The 18,462-nt window shown below is 67.5% G+C and carries 18 protein-coding genes; 4 read left to right on the top strand and 14 right to left on the bottom strand.

Annotated elements, in window-relative coordinates; translation table 11 throughout:
• Positions 1 to 43: 43 nt before the first annotated feature.
• Both betB and betI read right to left on the bottom strand, forming a co-directional pair.
• Positions 44 to 1,516, bottom strand: coding sequence for a betaine-aldehyde dehydrogenase (gene betB, locus QMX85_RS03450; protein ID WP_282338811.1), 1,473 nt, complete (start codon positions 1,514 to 1,516; stop codon positions 44 to 46).
• A gap of 170 nt (positions 1,517 to 1,686) precedes the next feature.
• Entirely contained in the window at positions 1,687 to 2,265 is a 579-nt protein-coding gene (betI, locus tag QMX85_RS03455) for a transcriptional regulator BetI (protein ID WP_282338812.1), read from the bottom strand.
• A 337-nt stretch (positions 2,266 to 2,602) separates the two neighbouring features.
• On the opposite strand from betI, the gene QMX85_RS03460 reads away from it, so the two are divergent.
• On the top strand, positions 2,603 to 4,630 hold the full coding sequence (locus QMX85_RS03460) for a choline transporter (protein ID WP_282338813.1): 2,028 nt from the start codon (positions 2,603 to 2,605) through the stop codon (positions 4,628 to 4,630).
• A gap of 427 nt (positions 4,631 to 5,057) precedes the next feature.
• Here the strand turns inward: QMX85_RS03460 and QMX85_RS03465 are convergent, their stop codons facing one another.
• From QMX85_RS03465 to QMX85_RS03520, 12 genes are all read right to left on the bottom strand, one after another.
• Positions 5,058 to 5,735 (bottom strand): class I SAM-dependent methyltransferase, encoded by a 678-nt coding sequence (locus tag QMX85_RS03465; protein WP_282338873.1) that lies wholly within the window; start codon positions 5,733 to 5,735, stop codon positions 5,058 to 5,060.
• The gene (locus QMX85_RS03470) at positions 5,666 to 6,532 is read right to left on the bottom strand and encodes a sulfatase-like hydrolase/transferase (RefSeq protein WP_282338814.1); all 867 of its coding nucleotides are present in this window, start codon (positions 6,530 to 6,532) and stop codon (positions 5,666 to 5,668) included. Before QMX85_RS03470 ends, QMX85_RS03465 begins: the two co-directional genes overlap by 70 nt.
• Before the next feature lie 11 nt (positions 6,533 to 6,543).
• Entirely contained in the window at positions 6,544 to 7,287 is a 744-nt protein-coding gene (locus tag QMX85_RS03475; protein ID WP_282338815.1) for a hypothetical protein, read from the bottom strand.
• 473 nt (positions 7,288 to 7,760) lie between these two features.
• On the bottom strand, positions 7,761 to 8,336 hold the full coding sequence (locus tag QMX85_RS03480) for a cytochrome b (RefSeq protein ID WP_282338816.1): 576 nt from the start codon (positions 8,334 to 8,336) through the stop codon (positions 7,761 to 7,763).
• A 107-nt stretch (positions 8,337 to 8,443) separates the two neighbouring features.
• Positions 8,444 to 9,814 (bottom strand): sensor histidine kinase, encoded by a 1,371-nt coding sequence (locus tag QMX85_RS03485; protein ID WP_282338817.1) that lies wholly within the window; start codon positions 9,812 to 9,814, stop codon positions 8,444 to 8,446.
• 1 nt (position 9,815) lies between these two features.
• Positions 9,816 to 10,472: a response regulator gene (locus QMX85_RS03490; RefSeq protein ID WP_282338818.1), complete on the bottom strand. Its 657-nt coding sequence runs from the start codon at positions 10,470 to 10,472 to the stop codon at positions 9,816 to 9,818.
• Between the two features lie 23 nt (positions 10,473 to 10,495).
• The gene (locus tag QMX85_RS03495) at positions 10,496 to 11,152 is read right to left on the bottom strand and encodes a hypothetical protein (RefSeq protein ID WP_282338819.1); all 657 of its coding nucleotides are present in this window, start codon (positions 11,150 to 11,152) and stop codon (positions 10,496 to 10,498) included.
• Complete coding sequence (locus QMX85_RS03500) at positions 11,149 to 11,952, bottom strand: SDR family oxidoreductase (protein ID WP_282338820.1); 804 nt, start codon at positions 11,950 to 11,952, stop codon at positions 11,149 to 11,151. The genes QMX85_RS03495 and QMX85_RS03500 overlap by 4 nt, the downstream gene beginning before the upstream one ends.
• The gene (locus QMX85_RS03505; protein ID WP_282338821.1) at positions 11,939 to 12,631 is read right to left on the bottom strand and encodes an iron-containing redox enzyme family protein; all 693 of its coding nucleotides are present in this window, start codon (positions 12,629 to 12,631) and stop codon (positions 11,939 to 11,941) included. The genes QMX85_RS03500 and QMX85_RS03505 overlap by 14 nt, the downstream gene beginning before the upstream one ends.
• A gap of 9 nt (positions 12,632 to 12,640) precedes the next feature.
• A complete protein-coding gene (locus tag QMX85_RS03510) occupies positions 12,641 to 14,107 on the bottom strand; it encodes an AMP-binding protein (protein WP_282338822.1) in 1,467 nt (488 codons plus the stop codon).
• A complete protein-coding gene (locus tag QMX85_RS03515; RefSeq protein ID WP_282338823.1) occupies positions 14,097 to 14,774 on the bottom strand; it encodes a thermostable hemolysin in 678 nt (225 codons plus the stop codon). Before QMX85_RS03515 ends, QMX85_RS03510 begins: the two co-directional genes overlap by 11 nt.
• A 311-nt stretch (positions 14,775 to 15,085) precedes the next feature.
• Positions 15,086 to 16,570, bottom strand: a complete 1,485-nt coding sequence (locus tag QMX85_RS03520) for a PLP-dependent aminotransferase family protein (protein WP_282338824.1) — start codon at positions 16,568 to 16,570, stop codon at positions 15,086 to 15,088.
• Between the two features lie 91 nt (positions 16,571 to 16,661).
• Here QMX85_RS03520 and QMX85_RS03525 point away from each other — a divergent pair, with 91 nt between their 5' ends.
• From QMX85_RS03525 to QMX85_RS03535, 3 genes are read left to right on the top strand one after another with little or no spacing between them, the layout of a single operon-like run.
• Entirely contained in the window at positions 16,662 to 17,294 is a 633-nt protein-coding gene (locus tag QMX85_RS03525; RefSeq protein ID WP_282338825.1) for an FMN-binding negative transcriptional regulator, read from the top strand.
• A gap of 21 nt (positions 17,295 to 17,315) precedes the next feature.
• Positions 17,316 to 17,762: a GNAT family N-acetyltransferase gene (locus QMX85_RS03530; protein ID WP_282338826.1), complete on the top strand. Its 447-nt coding sequence runs from the start codon at positions 17,316 to 17,318 to the stop codon at positions 17,760 to 17,762.
• 14 nt (positions 17,763 to 17,776) lie between these two features.
• A complete protein-coding gene (locus QMX85_RS03535) occupies positions 17,777 to 18,457 on the top strand; it encodes a GNAT family protein (RefSeq protein ID WP_282338827.1) in 681 nt (226 codons plus the stop codon).
• The last annotated feature ends 5 nt before the right edge of the window (positions 18,458 to 18,462 follow it).

The raw sequence follows: 18,462 nt of genomic DNA on the forward strand, positions 1-18,462 counted from the left end.
TCGCATTGTTCGGCTCGGGTGGCCCCGCGGGGCCGGCAGGCATTCAGAACACCGAGGCGAAATCACCCAGCTCGACCTGCACCGATTTGATCTGCGTGTAGTGTTCCAGCGTGGCGACGCCGTTCTCACGGCCGACACCGGAGTGCTTGTAGCCGCCCACCGGCATTTCCGGCGCGGATTCGCCCCAGGTGTTGATCCAGCAGATGCCGGCCTGCAAGCGATGGATCACCCGGTGCGCGCGGGCGAGGTCACGGGTCACCAGGCCGGCGGCGAGGCCGTAGTCGGTGTCGTTGGCGCGGCGGATGACCTCCTCTTCGCCGTCGTAGGTGAGGATGCTCATCACCGGGCCGAAGATTTCCTCGCGTACGATCTGCATGTCGTCGGTGCAGTCGCTGAACACCGTGGGTGCGACGAACGCACCTTTGCCCAGCTCGCCTTCCGTCACGCGCCCGCCGCCGATCAGCAGGCGCGCGCCTTCACGCTTGCCGCTCTCGATGTAGCGCAGCACCGACTCCATGTGCGCGAAGCTCACCAGCGGGCCGAAGTTGACGCGCGCATCCAGCGGGTCGCCGAGGCGGATGCGCTTCACCCGTTCCACCACCTTGGCCTCGAACGCCGCCTGCAGCGCGCGCGGTACGAAGACCCGCGTGCCGTTGGTGCAGACCTGCCCGGAGCTGTAGAAGTTGGCCATCAGCGAGATGGCGGCGGCGCGGTCGAGGTCGGCATCCTCGAAGACGATCAGCGGCGACTTGCCGCCCAGCTCCATGGTCACTTCCTTGAGCGTCGAGGCCGAGGCGCTGGCCATCACCTTCTTGCCGGTGGCGACGCCGCCGGTGAAGGAGACCTTGGCGATCCCCGGATGCTCGGCGAGCGCCTGGCCGACCTCGGCGCCGCTGCCGGTGAGCACGTTGAACACGCCATCCGGCAGGCCTGCTTCGCTGTAGATCTCAGCCAGCTTGAGCGCCGTCAGCGAGGTGACTTCACTGGGCTTGAAGATCATCGCGTTGCCGGCCGCCAGGGCCGGCGCGGATTTCCACAGGGCGATCTGGATCGGGTAGTTCCAGGCGCCGATCCCGGCGACCACGCCCAGCGGCTCGCGGCGGGTGTAGACGAAGGAACCCTCGCGCAGCGGAACCTGCAGGCCCTCGAGGGCCGGGATCAGCCCGGCGTAGTACTCCAGCACGTCGGCGCCGGTGACGATGTCCACCGCGGTGGTTTCCGACAGCGCCTTGCCGGTGTCGAGGGTTTCCAGTTCGGCCAGCGCGTCGTTGCGCTCGCGCAGCAGGTCGACGGCGCGACGCAGGATGCGCGAGCGCTGCATCGCGGTCATGGCCGCCCAGACCTTCTGTCCGCGCTGCGCGGCCTCGACGGCGCGGTCGACGTCGGCGCGCGTCGCCGCCTGCAGTTCGGCGATGACCTCGCCGTTGGCCGGGTTGATGGCCTCGAAGGTCTCGCTACCGCTGCTGCTCTGATAGCGACCGTCGATGTGGAGTTGTTGCACGCCAAAGCGGGACATGAAGGCTCCTCTCATGGGTGGATTGCTGGTCGCAGGGCGCGCTGCGCGCCGCAGCGAATGTGGCGTTGCCCGGCGGTGCGCGCGACGCACCCTACGGGTACCGGTGTCGCTGTAGGGTGCGCCGTGCGCACCAGGGAATGCGCGGTTGCCGGCGGTGCGCGTGGCGCACCCTAAGGTTGCGAAGCGATGTAGCGATCGACTATCAGCAGAGCCTGCGACAGGTCGAAGGGTTCACCGCTGAGCACGCTGCGCAGCCACAATCCGTCGATCAGGCCGGCGAGGCCCTGCGCCGCCAGGCGCGCCTCGTCGCGCGGCAGGAAGCGGCGGAACTCGTAACAGAGGTTCGAGTACAGCCGGCGGCTGTTCACCTGCTGCAGCCGGTACAGCTGCGGGTGATGCATGCTGCTGGCCCAGAACGCCAGCCAGGTCTTCATCGCCGCGGCGTTGGTCTGGCTGTCGTCGAAGTTGGCCAGCGCGATCGCCCGCAGGCGGGCCTGGGGCGAGCGGTCGGCGAGGGCGTCGAGACGCGTGCGCACGGCGCTGCCCAGATGCGTCAGCAGGTAGCGCATGGTCGCTTCCAGCAAGCCGTTCTTGTCGCTGAAGTAGTGGCTGATGATGCCGTTGGACACGCCGGCGCGGCGTGCGATCTGCGAGATCGACGCCTCGTGCATGCCCACTTCGTTGACGGCGGCGAGCGTCGCTTCGATCAGCTGCTGCCGGCGTATCGGCTGCATTCCCACTTTCGGCATGTGCGTCTCCTGGCGCGGCGTTTTGGGGTGGCCGGGCGTGTTCTGCGGACGCGGCGGCCGATGGCATCACCCCTTCAATCTAGTCGTTTTTAATTGAACGTTCAATCAATAAAAAGTATATTTCACCTCCGCCGCAGCGTCGATCCGCGCGACGTCCTGCTCGCCGCCGCCTGCTTCGCGCCTGAACGAAGCGGCCGACGAGGCGTCTATCTTCCTGGCTCAACAGCCCGGTAATCGCGGCTCCGGGCCGCTCTCCACAGGCGCCGGAGGCCACCGGCGGGCCACGCCGGACACGGATCGCGCTGCGACTCATCCAAGGGACCTTCCAGGGGAAAACATGCCTTCGACCGACCTCCAGACGAAACCCAGAGATTCGCTCAACAAGGCGGTCTTCTTCACCGCCGCGGGGCTGATCCTCGCCTTCACGCTGATGACCGTGTTCTTCACCGAGGTGTCGGGGCGAACCATCGGCGCGGTGCTGAGCTGGGTGTCGTCCACCTTCGGCTGGTACTACCTGCTGGCGGCCACGCTCTACATCGTCTTCGTGCTCTTCGTGGCGAGCTCGCGCTTCGGTGCCATCAAGCTCGGCCCGGAGCAGTCCAAGCCCGAATTCAGCCTGCTCAGCTGGTCGGCGATGCTGTTCGCCGCCGGCATCGGCATCGACCTGATGTTCTTCTCGGTGGCCGAGCCGGTGACCCAGTACATGCTGCCGCCCGAAGGCGAGGGGCAGACGGTGGAGGCGGCGCGCCAGGCGATGGTCTGGACGCTGTTCCACTACGGCCTGACGGGCTGGTCGATGTACGCGCTGATGGGCATCGCGCTCGGCTACTTCAGCTACCGCTACAACCTACCGCTGACGATCCGCTCCTCGCTGTACCCGATCTTCGGCAAACGCATCGACGGGCCGATCGGCCACAGCGTCGACATAGCCGCGGTGGTCGGCACCATCTTCGGCATCGCCACCACCCTGGGCATCGGCGTGGTGCAGCTGAACTACGGGCTGAAGGTGCTCTTCGACCTGCCGGAAAACCTCACGGTGCAAGGCGCGCTGATCCTGCTGTCGGTGGTGATGGCGACGATCTCGGTCACCTCCGGGGTGAACAAGGGCATCCGTATCCTTTCCGAACTCAACGTGCTGCTGGCGCTGGGGCTGCTGCTTTTCCTGCTGTTCTTCGGCCACACCGAGTTCCTGCTCAACGCGCTGGTGCTGAACATCGGCGACTACGTCAACCGCTTCCTCGGCATGACGCTGAACAGCTTCGCCTTCGACCGGCCGACCGAGTGGATGAACAGCTGGACGCTGTTCTTCTGGGCCTGGTGGGTGGCCTGGGCGCCCTTCGTCGGGCTGTTCCTGGCGCGCATCTCGCGCGGGCGGACGATTCGCCAGTTCGTTCTCGGCACGCTGATCATCCCGTTCGTGTTCACCCTGCTGTGGCTGTCGATCTTCGGCAACAGCGCGCTGTACCAGATCCTCCACGGCAACCTGGCCTTCGCCAACGAAGTCATCGCCCACCCGGAGCGCGGCGTCTACAGCCTGCTGGCGCAGTATCCGGGCTTCACCCTCAGCGCCTCGGTGGCGACCATCACCGGGCTGCTGTTCTACGTGACCTCCGCGGATTCCGGCTCGCTGGTGCTGGGCAACTTCACCTCGCGGCTCGCCGACATCAACAGCGACGCGCCCAATTGGCTGCGCATCTTCTGGTCGGTGACCATCGGCCTGCTGACCCTGGGCATGCTGATGACCGACGGCATCACCGCGCTGCAGAACACCACGGTGATCATGGGCCTGCCGTTCAGCTTCGTGATGTTCTTCGTGATGGCCGGGCTGTACAAATCGCTGCGCCTGGAGGACTACCGCAAGGCCAGCAACCTGCAGCCGCTCGCCAGCATGTCGGTGGACGCCTCGCTGAACTGGAAGCAGCGCCTGTCGCGGGTGATGCATTTCCCCGGCACCTCGCACACGCAGAAGATGCTCGACAGCGTCTGCCGCCCGGCGATGCAGGAAGTGGCGCAGGAGCTGGAACTGCGCGGCGCCAAGGTGCAGTTCTCCGAACATCCGCCGACCGGCGACGAGAAACTCAGCCACCTGGAGCTGCTGGTGCTGCTGGGCGACGAGCAGAACTTCGTCTACCAGATCTGGCCGCAGGAATACGTGGTGCCGGGCTTCACCTACCGCGCCCGCGCCGGCAAGTCGCATTACTTCCGCCTGGAGACCTTCCTGCGCGAAGGCACACAAGGCAACGACCTGATGGACTACAGCAAGAACCAGGTGATCAACGACATCCTCGACCACTACGAGCGCCACCTGAACTTCCTGCACATCTACCGCGAGGCGCCAGGCAACGCGCTGACCTTCCCGGAGTGAGGGAAGATCGAGGCAGGTACGCCGACGGTCGAGATGCGCGGCTACCTGTCGGTCCTGTGGCATCTCGGGCTGCTGGACGAGGTCTTCCCTGTCTCTTCGCCGGGTAGCGACGAGCATCGGGTTCGACTCAGGAAAATGGCGGAGGACGATTTTTGATGGCCACTGCCTGTCTCTATGTCCAACTGACCGGCTCGCTGGAGGTGACCACGCTAGTACGCCTGCAGGTGGCGTGCCCGGCTTCATCAGGGACGCGTCTGCGGATGGTTGGGGGCAACGCCTGATCGAAAGGAGAATGGCGCGCCTCTGGACGCCATCGGCTACCTGCGCTCTCCCCACCATGACCGGGCAGGCAATTTAGTGGCCGGCGCAAGCCGCGTGCCGCACCTCCGCCAGCACCTCGCCCGCTCCTGACCGGGGCGCGCCGAGTTCAGCCATTCGGGCCCGCGACGGGTTTGCGCATGCGCATCGAATAGCGCAGCCGGGCGTGGGCGTCGTAGCCGTCCGCCTTGCTGTACAGGGCGTCCTGGTCCACGGTTTCCACCGCCAGCCCATGGCGTTCGCCCAGGTCGTGCCAGAAGCTGCGGCGCAAGAAGGCGTTGCCCGAAGGTCGGTGCTCGCTGCGATAGCGGCCCAGGCGTTCCGGGTCGTTGAGCAGGCCGATGTAGATCAGCCCGCCGGGACGGGCCAGGCGGACCATCTCCAGAGCGGCCCGCTCGCACGCCGCCTGCGACGGCAGGTAGAGGAACACCGCGTTGGAGATCACCTTGTCGTAGTGATTGGCGGTCGCGCGGGAGAGGTCCTGCACGTCGCCCACCCAGAACTCGCCCTGCAATCGGGACTGGGCGACCCTGATCAGCTCGGCCGACAGGTCCATGCCGTCGAACTCGATCTGCCAGTGTGCCTGCAAGGCGTGGAGGAACGCGCCTGAGCCGCAGCCCGCCTCGAACACCCGGTCGCCGTCCTGCACGCCGATGAAGCGCGCGCAGTTCTGGCAGAAGGCCTGCCAGTCGCTACGCGAAAACAGCCCCCAGTTGTTCAGTTCGTGCAGGTCGCTTCGCTCGCTGTCCCTGGCCAGCTCGTCGTACTGCGCGGCGACCGCCGAGATCGGCGAGGCGGGGCGAGCAACTGGCGCCGCGCAAGGATTTCGGCAGCCAGCGGATGGCCCGCCAGCTCGGCCAGCCACGCCACCCGCTCCTCGGGTTCCAGTGGCTCCCAGTGGTCGCCGAGCTCAGGGTTCCTGAGGTCGAGCAGTTCGAAGTGCCGCGTCAGGTCGTGGTAGATCAGCAGCCAGTGCTGGCGACTCAGGGCGAAGGGTTCGCAGGCCCATTGGCGGAACGCGCTGGTGTTGTGCATCAGCAGGGTCCTGCCGGCGCCGATGGGCGCCAGCAGGCTTTGCCCCGAGCCCAGGCGCTGGCGCGTTTCGAGGTCGACGCCGAACAGTTGCAGCAACGTCGGATCCAGGTCGATATGGCTTACGGTGACCTCGACGTTGGCCCGCAACTGCCGGCATTGCGCGTGGTCGAGGGCGTTGGCCGGCCAGCGCAGCCAGAACGGCACCGACAGGTTGTCGAGGTCCAGCTGGTCGAGGCGCAGCGGCATGCGCCGCGCCTGCTGGCGGTCGTAGCGCTCCTGCGTCTCGCCGTGGTCGGCGGTGAAGGAGATCAGCGTGTTGCCCAGCTGGCCGCTGGCCGAGAGGCTGTCCAGCAGCTCGCCCAGGCAGGCGTCGAAGAGGCGCAGCGCGTCGAGGTAGTCGGTGAGTGCCGAGGGTTTGCGCGTCGGCCGGTCGCCGCCCTGGGGGCTAAACGGCGCGTGCAGCATGTTGTAGTTGACCACCGAGAAGAACGGCGCGGCGCAGCGCGGCAGTTCGGCCGTCAGGTAGCGGTTCAGTACGCGATCATCCATCGCCATGTCGTTCACGGCCTGCTCGCCGAGCACCTCGCGGTAAACGGCGCGGTCCAGCGAAGGGCCGATAGAACGAGGTGTTGGTAGCCCCGCGACTTGGCGACATCCCAGAGCAACGGCGTGCGGTGGAAACGCTCCCAGGATTGCTCGGGCGACAGGCCGGTGAAAAGGCTGGCATAGGCGATGTCGCTGCTCGATGAGTTGGCCAGCGCCTGGGGGAAGTCGACCAGCCGCCCCGAGTCGATCTCCTGCCTGACGAACGCCTGGTACCGCGGCGTCGCCTCGCGCCCGGCCGGGCTTTCCAGCACGCGCCTGGACAGGCTCTCGCAGACGATCAGCAGCACGTTGGGCCGGGTTGAGCTGAAGGGCCAGGCGGTGGGGCGGGGGAGTTCCTCGCGCTGCGCTGCCGCCAGCCCGGCGACCCGTTCAGGTTCGCGGCGGCTTTTCCACCATGCCAGGATCAGATTGGGCACCGGCAGCCTGGGTGACCCGCGCCGCAGCGACAGGCCGTTCACGCCCAGGTAGCCGGCCCAGAGGACGACGAGGAGACCACCGGGCGCGGCGAACGCCGGGCCGGTGGCCGCCAGCAGGCAGGCGCCCAGCACGGCCAGCAGGAGCAACCCGTCGCGCGCGCCGAGTTCCTGGCGTAACAGCAACTTCGCATTGGCCGGTTGGCGCCGGGCGAAGCGCAGTGCATCGGCATCCACAGGCCAGCCCAGTCGGGCGTAGAAGGCGCGATCCAGCGCGACCGCCACGCCATAGGCCAGCGCCAGGGTAGCCAGAGCAGGTTGGGCGTGACCAGGCCCAGCACTTCGAGGGCGGCGAGCTCCAGCAGCGCACGCCTTCGCGGTAGGCGACGCGGCCAGAGCGCCAAGGCCAGCATCAGGCAGGGAAAAACGGAGCGCGCCACGAGGGCAATCGCAACGGTGGAATCAGAACTCTGCATGGATCACGCGACGGCTCTGAGTGGGCGGCGAAGGTCCGGTAGGCCGACGGAATCGGCAGCGGGCGCCCGCCAGTCATTCTGCCGCCGGTTTCTCGAAGTAGAGTAGCCAGCGTCAGCCTGTCTGCGGGGAGGGCGCCTGGCGAGGACGGAATCGCACTCCGGCGCGGGGCATTCCCCGCGCGAAAAGGCCGGTGAGTGTGGCGGTTTTCCCGGCCCTGTCAAAGGCAAATCGGCGCTGGCGGACGAGCTGCCGGGAAGGCGCCGATGCGCGGGCGGCGAACGCTAGAGCATGCGTCTGAGCACGCTGTCCCGCAGGTAGAAGTGATGCCAGAGCGCGGCGGCGATGTGCAGGCCGATGACGTAGTAGAACGCTTCACCGAGGAAGACATGGGCGGCTTCGATGTTCTCCGCCATCGCCTTGTCCAGCGCGAAGGGCGAAGCGAGGGTGAGGCCGCCCAGCGGAATGCCGCCTCGCTCCAGCAGCACGACCATCAGGCCCATCAGCGGCTGTACCAGCAGGAAGCCGTAGAGCGCCAGGTGAGTCACCTTGGAGAGCAGTTGCATAAGCGGCGCAAGCGGTGGCTGCAGCGGCGGCACCGGGGAGCGCAGGCGCGCGAGCAGCCTGGGCAGGACGAGCGCCAGAACCAGCAGGCCGATCCAGAAATGCCCCTGGACGAACAGGGTTCTCGGCGTGCTGCCCTTGGGAAACCAGCCGCGGCAATTGATCAGGATGTACGCCAGGATCACCAGCCCGGCCATCACCCAGTGCAACCACCGGGAAGTGCGGGCATAGCGGGCGGGAACGGGGGTGTCGGCGGCCCGCGGATGATTGACGGTGGAACGGATGAGATCGGCCATATGCCCCTCGTGAGTAAATGGCCACCCCGAGTGGCCGTTGGTTGCGGGAAGTATCCCGGGCTTGGCTTAACGGAGTCTGAAGCTCGGCCGTGTTGGTCCTGGCCGCGTCAGCTGCTGCGCGGGATCGAAAGGCTGGCGAGCAGCCCGCCTTGCGGGTGGTTTTCCAGTGCGATGCTGCCGCCCAGGCGTTTGGCGATCATCTCCACGATCGACAGCCCGAGGCCCGCGCCATTGGGGTTGTCGCGACTGTAGAAACGCTCGAAGAGGCGTTCGATCTTTGCCTCGTCGATACCCGGCCCCCGGTCACGAACGCTCAGCACGAAGCGGTCGCCACCGGCCTCCGCGAGCTGCACGGTGACCTCGCCACCGGCGGGCGAGAAGTTGGCCGCATTGGTCACCAGGTTCTGCAGGGCGATGCCTATGGCTTGCGCGTCGCTGCGGGTTTCGTAGCGGCCGGCGGCCACCTCCAGGGACAGCTCGAGCCCCTTGTCCAGCAGCAGCGGGGTGAGTTCGGCCAGGGTCTTGCGCACCTCGCTCTCGATGTTTACCGGCTGCCAGCCCTGGCGCGCCGTCTCGGGCTCCACCCTCGCCATGGTCAGCAGCTGGTTGACCACCCGGGTCAGTCGGTCAACGCCGCCCAGCAGGAAGCGCAAGGCCTGCTCGCGGGTTTCATCGTCTTGCGCCTCCAGGGCGTTCTGCACATGGATGCGCAGGATCGCCAGCGGCGTGCGCATTTCATGGGCCGCATCGCCGATGAAGCGCCGTTCGCGTTGCAGGAGGTGGCCGACCTGCGACAGCAGCCGGTTCAGCGCGGCCTGCATCGGTTCCAGTTCCCGGGGCAGCGGGGTCAGCAGCAGTGGCTCGAGCGACTCGGCGTGCCGGCCGCGAATGACCTGTGCCATGTTCTGCAACGGCCGGAGCCCCCAGCCGACGGCCTGCCAGACCAGCACCGCGAGCAGGACCAGGCCGATCAGGTTGGGGATCAGCGTGTGCCGCACGATCCGGTCGACCAGGTCCTGACGGACATCGTCGCGCTCGCCGACCCAGATGCGCAGGCCGCGTTTCTCGTCCGGCAACAGGAAACCGTGCCAGCCGACTCCCTGGATGCTCACTTCGGCGAACCCCGGAGCGCCCGGCACCTCATCGAACACCGGAGCGCTGGCCGAGCGCACCAGGCTCTTGCCCTGCAGGTCCCAGACCTGGAAGGCCATCTTGCCTTCGTAGGGATGGCCGACCTTGTGCCGTCCCGCCTGGCTCAGCGCGGTATTGAAGGCCTCGTAGAGCTGCTGGCGCTGCTCGTCGGGCAACGGCATCTGCACGATACCCTGCAGCAGTCGGGCGCTCTGCGCCAGCTGGGCGTCGTAGATCTCGGTGATTTCGTGGCTGCTGTCGTGGAAGTTGTAGAGGGTGATGGTCAGGGTGCCTAGGATCAGCAGCGCCAGGACCAGCCACAGGGTGCGATGGCGCAACGAAGTCATCTCAGCCCTCCACCCGATAGCCGATGCCGCGCACGGTACGGATCAGCTCGGGAAACAGCTTCTTGCGCAGATGGTGAATATGCACCTCGAGGGTGTTGCTTTCGGCTTCCTCGTCCCAGCCGTACAGCAGTTGGGTGAGCCGCTCGCGGGTAAACACCTTGCCCGGTTGCGACAACAGCTCGTGCAGCAGCGTGTATTCCCGGGGCGTGAGAACCACCTGCGCGTCGCGGTAGCGCACCTGCTGGGTGGTGGGGTCGAGGCTGATTCCCGCGTGCTCGATCACCACCTGGGCACGCCCGCTACTGCGGCGCAGCAGTGCGCGCAGGCGGGCCTTGAGTTCATTGAGGTCGAAGGGCTTGACCAGGTAGTCGTCCGCGCCGGCATCAAGGCCGGCGATGCGGTCCTCGGTGTCGTCCCGCGCCGTGAGGATGAGCACCGGCAGGGTGCTGGCCTGCTGGCGGATCTGCTGCAACACCTGGATGCCGCCGAGGCGGGGCAAGCCCAAGTCCAGGACCAGCAGGTCGAAGGATTCGCTGAGCAGCGCATGCACCGCGCTGACGCCGTCCTGCAGCCAGTCCACGGTGTAACCCTCGGCGCGCAAACCGGCGCGTACGCCCTCACCGAGGGCGGTGTCATCTTCCACGAGCAGCAAACGCATGGGCATCCTTACGGGCTGGGCAATCAATCGAGCTTGGGCTCGATTTCCTTGAGTAAAGCATCGATATCGCGGCGCCGGCCTTCGTCGGCCAGTTCGCGGCCTGGCCTGGGCGCCGCCTGCCTGGCCTGGAGCAGCGCGGCCCTGGCCTCGGCGTATTTTCCTTCGCGGTACAGATGGTCGCCCCAGAAGTACAGGCTATCGATCCCGTTCGGATTGATGCGCAGGGCGTCATGCAGCAACGCGTCCGCCTTGTCGACATCGCCAAACCCGATGGGCCAGCGCGGTACTCGGTCATACAAGGCGGCGAGGCTGGTGTAGGCCGAACCTTGCAACGCCGTCGGCTCCAGTTCCAGCGCTTTTTCCAGCATCGCCTTCGACTGCTTGGCTTTGCCCAGCGCGCCCAGACCCCCTTCGGCACCGGCCCAGCTGCTCACCACGATGCCGTTCCATATCCAGGCCTCGGCGGCGGCCGGTCGTTCCTGAGTGAACGCCTGCGCCTGCGCGGCAAGCTTCTCGAACTCAGCCGCCTTCTGTTTTTCCGGCGTGTTGTACTGCACCTCCGCCCAACGCTGCTGGATGCTCAGCAGGCGCTGGCTGTCGGCCCGATCGAGGGCCCAGGCCGAGGTCTGGCCAAGCAGGCACAGCAGGGCGGCGAGGGCGGTGAGTGAGCCCGTTTTCATCGTGGGGGATTCTCCTGCAATTGAATGAAACTGCGAATGACCGGCAGCTGTTTGCGCAGGGCGCGGTCGACGACGCCGGGCAGAAGCCCATTCAGGCGGACGAAGAGCTTCTCCGGCCAGCCCAGGTACAACTCGTTGAGGTTCTTGCGAATGGCGCCCATGACTTCGCGGGCCACGCCGTGCGGCTCGTCGACGCTGGTCTTGAGGGCTTCGTTGAGGGCCATGGCGGCGCTGCTGTTCATGCGGGTGCGGGTGGCGCGGGGCGCCACGTACAACACGTTCACGTCGGTGTCGGCCAGCTCCCGACGCAGCGCTTCGGAAAAACCGCGCAAGGCGAACTTGCTCGCGCAGTACACGGCATAACCGGGATAGCCGATGGAGCCGTAGGTGGACCCGACGTTGACCACCAGCGCATGCGACTGGCTGCGCAGAATCGGCAGCAGGGCGCGCGTCAGCTGCAGGCTGGCGACCAGGTTGACCGCCAGCATGTCGGCGATCTCCGCATCGTCGAGCTGCTCGAGCAGGGCGAAACGGTTGACCCCGGCGCCGTTCAGCAGGAGGTTCACGCCTCCCAGGTGACGCGCCGCCTCGACGATGGCCTGGCGGCCGGCGCTGGTGCGCAGGTCGGCACTGACCTGATGCAGTTGCAGCGGATAGCGTGCCACCAACGCCGCCAGGGCGTCGGGCTGACGGGTCACCGCCAGCACCTGCGCGCCGCCCTCGCAGAGCTGCTCCACCAGCGCCAGGCCGATGCCGCCCGTGGCGCCGGTGAGAACCACGCGGCAGTCAGACAGCTGCATGCCGCACCTCGGTGGCCGTCGGCCGCGACTGGCTACGTGGAAGGCCGCGGAACATCTCGCTGTAGAGGTGGTAGACGACCTTGCTGGCGTGGATCACCGCCTTCTTGTCCTCGGGGTCCTCCAGTCGGTTCATCAGCGCGCGGTACGTGTCCATGTGGCCGATATCCAGCGCGCCGTGGGAGGACAGGTAGCTGAAGGCGCTCTCCGGCAACTCCAGCCGTTGCTGCAGGGTGCTGGCGGCCTGGGTGGCCAGGGCGATGCTGGTGCCCTCCAGCACGTTGACCATGCCGAACAGACCGACCGGGTTGCCCCGCGCGATCAGGTCATAGAGGTAGCCGACCATCAGCTCGATCGCCATCGAGGGTTGTCCGTCGCGCACCGCGTCGGCGTCGCCGCCACAGGCTTCGATGTCATCGAGGATCCACTTCTCGTGGCCATATTCCTCCTCGATGTATTCGCACACCGCGCCCCGCAGCCACTCCAGGCGGGCGGGCAAACGCGCGCCGCAGGTCATCAACAGCGGCACCGTATGGCGGACGTGGTAATAGGCCTGGGTAAGGAACGCCCGGTAGCTTTCCAGGCTGACGTCGCCGGCCAGAGCTTCGCGAATCACCGGCAGACTGAACAGGGTCTGGCGTTCCTGGGCGGTGGCGGCTTGCAGTTCGTCAAAGAAATTCATGGTGTGACCTCACTGGGTGATGCGTTCTGAAAGAGCGTCGCGGTAGCGCGACAGGATCGCTTCCCTGCGCAGCCGGCCGTTGCTGGTGAGCAGGCCGTTGTCCGGGGTGAAGGGTTCGGGGAGGCGTTGCCAGGCATGCACCTGGGCATAGTCCGGTAGGTGCGCGTTGGCCTGGGCGACGGTCGCGGCCAGCGTCTCGTCGCTGCAGTCGGGGTCCAGCGGCCAGAGCAGGGCCATGTTCTGGCGCATGCCCTCGCCGTGCACGAAGGCCTGGGCGATGGTGCCGCGCTGGGTCAACTCGGCCTCGACCCAGTCCGGGTTGACGTTGCGGCCGAAGCTGGTGATGAACTGGTGCTTCTTGCGCCCCAGCAGGTACAGGTAACCGTCCGCATCGAACTTGCCGATATCCCCGGTCGGCAGCCAGTCGCCGCTGAAGGGCCGCTCGCCGAGATAGCCCAGCAGGGCGGAGCCGCTGACCAGCACTTCGCCGTCATCCGCCAGCCGCACCGTGACGTGCCGCAACGGCCGCCCGACGCTGCCGGGGCGATCGTGCCCAGGGCGGTTGAGGCAGACCACCGAGGCGCACTCGGACAGCCCGTAGCCCTGATACACCGGCAGATCGACCTGGGCGGCGCGTTGCAGCAGATCGTCCGATACCCGCGCGCCGCCCACTGCGACGAAGCGGAATTGCTCGGCGGACAGCTGCTTGCGCTCGATCGCCATGACCAGGCCGAGCAGCAATTGCGGCACCAGAATCAGGCTCTGCGCGCCGCTGGTTACCAGCGCGCAAAGCAGACGTCGCCATTCCACGCCCGTGGCGCCGTGGATGCCCAGCTGCTTCTGGGAGAATACGGTGATGCTCGCCCCGGCCAGCAGCGCCGCGTAGATGCCCAGGTTCTCCAGCAGCACCGCCATCGGCAGCACCGCCAGGTAGCGTTCCGGCGCGGCCGGGCGGCTTGCGTGTTCCAGCTCCCGTGCTACCCGCAGCAGGGCCTCCGCGCTCAGGCATACGCCCTTGGGCGTACCGGTGGTGCCCGAGGTGTAGGTGATCTTCGCGGTGCCCGCGGGAATGCCCGGGTCCGCGCTTTGCGCCCGTCGCCAGAAAGCACCGTCGCGGTGAAAGCCCGCGCGCTGCATGTCGGCGGCCATCGCCTCGTCGGCAATCGCGATATCCACCTGGCTCTGGTCGAAGCAATGGACGCGCTGGTCCTGGGTGAAGAACGGCGGAAGGGTCACGCAGGGCAAACCGCTGAACAACGCCGCCAGGTCCCAGAGTACGGCTTCGGGGCTGTTGTCCATCACCAGCGCGAACACCTTGCCCACTTGTGCCTCAAGCACGGCGCGGCGCAGCTCGACTCCTTCCCACAGTTGCTGGTAGTCGAAGCGGCTGCTGTCCCCGATCAGGGCATAAGTCGAGGGGCGGAGGTTCCGGTGGTTCTGCAACTCGGCGTGCAGCGCCGTCAGTTCACGCCGCATGGCAGTGCCGCGCGTCAAAAAAAGGAAAACCCAGGCGTGCCAGCACTCCGCTGCTTTCCAGCTGCTCCAGGCCGAAGCGGATGTCGCCGGCATAGACGTGCGGATGCTGGCTGTAATAGTTCCCCCATGTGCCCTGTTCCGCGCCCAGTCTTTCCGGGTCGGCGTCGCACAGCAGAAGGGGCTCCAGGCCCAGGCGCTGAAAGCTGTTGATCAGCGTCGCGGCGCCGGTGAAAACCACCCATTCCAGCCCATGACGGGCCAGCAGCCAGGTCATCGCGACGATGATCAGCCGGGCACTGCCGGCGTTGCGCGCCGCGAGGTTGCCGACTTCGACGATGCAGCGGCGCTCCACCGGTTCGCCGGCGATGAGCGAAACGACCTGTTCCATCGGATTCTGCAGGTACTGCTCGATGAACATCGGGCCCGTTCTGCCCAGGCGGGCACCGACGGCGGCGCAAAGTTGGCCCTGGCGGTCGTGCAGGGCCATCAGCTCGGGCATGAAATGATGGATTTCGGCGTTGTGCACCGCCGCGAAGCGCTCGCGAATGAACGTCTCGACCGCCTCGCGGCCGGGGTCCTGTTCGCGCGTCAGCGACAACGCCAGCGGACGCTGCAAATCCGCGCCAAAGCTCAACGGAAACACGGTGTTCCACTCGGTATCGATCATCGACATCCCCTCCAGCGTTGATTAGCTGGGGGCACTATCGACAACGAACCTTAATGAACTCTGAAGATCGGCCGTGAGGGCGCCTCTGGTCGAGATCGCTGCAGCTGGCAGGGCCACTGAGCCCGCCTTCACGGCCGCCGGCGTCGCTGTCACGAAACTGCCTTGCATCCGGCTTAGGATGCAGTCGGTCGTCTGGATTCGCGACCGTTTGGATTGGCTCCTTTCCATGTGAACGCTTTCTCACTTGGCAGCTCGTGCATCGAGCTGCTTTTTTTTTTGCCTGCGATTCGTCCGCCGGCCTTTCGCTTCGCTCATTCCTCTGGTGACGCGGGCGGAGTTTTCCACGCCTGGCGCAGGGCATCCAGCGCGCGGCGGATCTCCGCTTCCGGCACGGCGGCGAAGCCGAGGACCAGACCGGCGCGTGCCTCCTGCGGGGTGTCGCTGTCGGGTAGCCAGTAGCGGCTCAGGGCATTGATTTCCACGCCGACGCGTTCGGCGGCGCCGATCAACTGGCGTTCGCGGGCCAGGCTGTCGACGCGCACGCAGAGGTGCAGGCCGGCGTCCACCGCCGGCATCGGCGCGCAGCCCGGTATGGCGTCCGGCCAACCGGCCAGCAGGGCGTCGCGGCGGCTGCGGGCGGCGCTGCGCATGCGGCGGATATGGCGCTGGAAATGCCCGGCGGCGATGAACTCCGCCATCACCGCCTGGGTGCCGATTTCCGAGTGGCGCATGTCAAGCGCGCGGCGCCGGGCGAAGGGCTGGGCGAGGTTCGCCGGCAGCACCAGATAGCCCAGGCGCAGCGCTGGAAAGGTGATCTTGCAGAAGGTGCCGACGTAGAGCACGCGGCCCTGGCGGTCCAGCGCGGCGAGCGGTGTCAGCGGCGTGCCGCTGTAGCGGTACTCGCCGTCGTAGTCGTCCTCGACGATCCAGCCGTCGTGGCGCTCGGCCCAGTCCAGCAGTTCCAGGCGCCGCGCCAGCGAGAGGGTGACGCCGGTGGGGTACTGGTGCGACGGCGTGACGTAGGCCAGGCGGCAGTCGCCGGCGCGCTCCAGGGCGGCGCAGTCCAGTCCCTCGGCGTCCACCGGGATGCCGTGCAGGCGCGCGCCGGCCACGGCGAAGGCATGCCCGGCGGCGCGGTAGCCGGGGTTCTCGATCGCCACGCGGTCGCCGGGGCGCAACAGCAGCTGCGCGCAGAGGCTGATCGCCTGCTGCGCGCCGCAGGTGACGACGATCTGCGCCGGGTCGCAGTGCAGGCCGCGGCTGTTGCGCAGGTAGGCGGCGATCAGTTCGCGCAGTTGCGCATCGCCAGCCGGGTCGCCGTAGCCCAGCCGCGCCGGCGACGGCTTGCGCCAGAAACGCGCCGACAGCCGCGCCCAGGTCTCGAAGGGAAACAGGTCGAACGCCGGTACGCCGACGCGGAACGCCCGTGGCGCGCCCTGCGGGGGCGGCGACAGGTGATGCTCCGTCAATTGCCGCAGCGCCGCGCTGGGCGGCGGACCGCCGTTGACCAGCGCCGCCGTGCGCACCGCGCCCACCGGGGCGGCGACGTAGGTGCCATCGCCGACACGGCCCTCGACGTAGCCCTCGGCGTACAGCTGGTCGAACGCGCGGGTCACGGTGTTGCGCGAGATGCCGAGCAGGGCGGCAAGGTCGCGGCTCGCCGGCAGCCGCGTGCCGCCGGGCAGGCGCCCGTCCAGCATGCGCTCGCGCAAGGCCTGGTAGAGCTGGCGGGCGAGACCCTTGCCGGGTTCGAGGCGGATGCCGGAAAGGTCGAAGGGAAGCGGGACAGCTGGCATGGATTGGCCCTGTCGAAGTCGGCATAAATGGATCTTGGGGAAGGCCAATAGTCTGCATAGGATGATCCCGTCAAGCCAGGAGAATCACCCCATGTACGTCCCAACCGCCTTCCGCCAGGACGAACTCGCCGAACTGCACCTGCAGATCGCCGACAGCCGCCTGGCGGTGCTGGTCAGCCACGCCGCGGACGGGTTGCAGGCCAGCCACCTGCCGTTGCTGCTGGTGCCGGAGGAGGGTCCGTTCGGCACGCTCTACGGGCATGTCGCCCGGGCCAATCCGCACGGGCGGGTGCTCGCCGAGGGCGGTCCGGCGCTGGCGGTGTTCAGCGGGCCGGATGCCTACGTGAGCCCGTCTTGGTATCCGGCGAAGGCCGAGCACGGCAAGGTGGTGCCGACCTGGAACTACATCGCCGTCCACGCGCAGGGTCGCGCCGAGGTCTTCGACGAACCGGCGCGCCTGCTCGACCTGCTCGCCCGCCTCAGCGACCGTCACGAGGCCGGGCGCGCGCAGCCCTGGGCGCTGGGCGATGCACCGCGCGACTATATCGATGCCATGCTGCGCGCCATCGTCGGTTTCGCCTTGCCCATCGAGCGCCTGGAAGGCAAGTGGAAGCTCGGCCAGAACCGCAGCGCCGCGGACCGCCAGGGCGTGCGCGACGGCCTTGGCGCCAGCACCGATGCGCGCGACCGCGAACTGGCGCAGCGCATGAATCACCCATCCTGAACCCACGCAGAAGGAACCCGCATGTCCACCCTCGAAATCCGCGCCGTCACGGCAGCCGACCATGACGCCTGGCTGCCGCTCTGGCAGGGCTATCTGACGTTCTATAAGAGCGAGCTGGCCGAAGGCACCACGCCGGTCACCTGGCAGCGCTTCCTCGATCCCGCCGAGCCGATGCACGCCGCGCTGGCCTGGCAGGACGGCCGCGCCGTCGCGGTGGTGCACTGGATCTTCCACCGATCCTGCTGGACGCTGGGCGACTACTGCTACCTGCAGGACCTGTTCGTCGCCGGCGACCTGCGTGGCAGCGGCATCGGCCGGCGGATGATCGAGCACGTCTACGCCGAGGCCCGCGCCGCCGGCGCCTCGCGCGTGCACTGGCTGACCCACGAAACCAACACCGACGCCATGCAGCTCTACGACCGCATCGGCGACCGCTCCGGCTTCGTCCAGTACCGCAAGCTGTTCTGATCAGGAAGTGCCCCATGACCACCGAACGACACCTCGACTGGCAACCCGTCGCCGCGCCGTCGCACACCCCCATCGACGGTCGCTTCGTGCGGCTGGAACCGCTGGATAGCGCACGCCACGGCGACGATCTGTGGCGGGCGCTGCAGGGGCCGGAGGCCGACCCGCTGCTGTGGGAATATCAGCCGTACGGGCCATTCGCCGAGCGCGCGCCCTTCGATGCCTGGCTGGCGGGCAACCAGGCCAGCGCCGATCCGCTGTTCTTCGCCGTTATCGATCGCGCCAGCGGGCGCGCGGTCGGCCTGCTCGCCTACCTGCGCCTGGCGCCGAAGGACGGCTGCATCGAGATCGGCCACATTGCCTTCGGCCGCGTCATGCAGCGCACGCCGGGCTCGACCGAGGCGGTCTACCTGCTGGCGCAACGGGTGATGGACGAGCTGGGCTACCGCCGCCTGGAATGGAAGTGCAACGCGCTCAACGCCCGCTCGATGCGCGCGGCGCAGCGCCTGGGCTTCGTCCACGAAGGCACCTTCCGCCAGCACATGGTGGTCAAGAGGCGCAATCGCGACAGCGCCTGGTTTTCCCTGCTCGACAGCGAATGGCCGCGCTGCCAGGCGGCATTCGCGCGCTGGCTGGGCGAGGACAACTTCGATGGAGAAGGGCGCCAGAAGCAGAGCCTGGAAGCACTGCGCGGCTGAGGGGC

This window comes from Pseudomonas sp. PS02288, from assembly GCF_029959715.1.
GTDB lineage: Bacteria > Pseudomonadota > Gammaproteobacteria > Pseudomonadales > Pseudomonadaceae > Pseudomonas_O > Pseudomonas_O kuykendallii.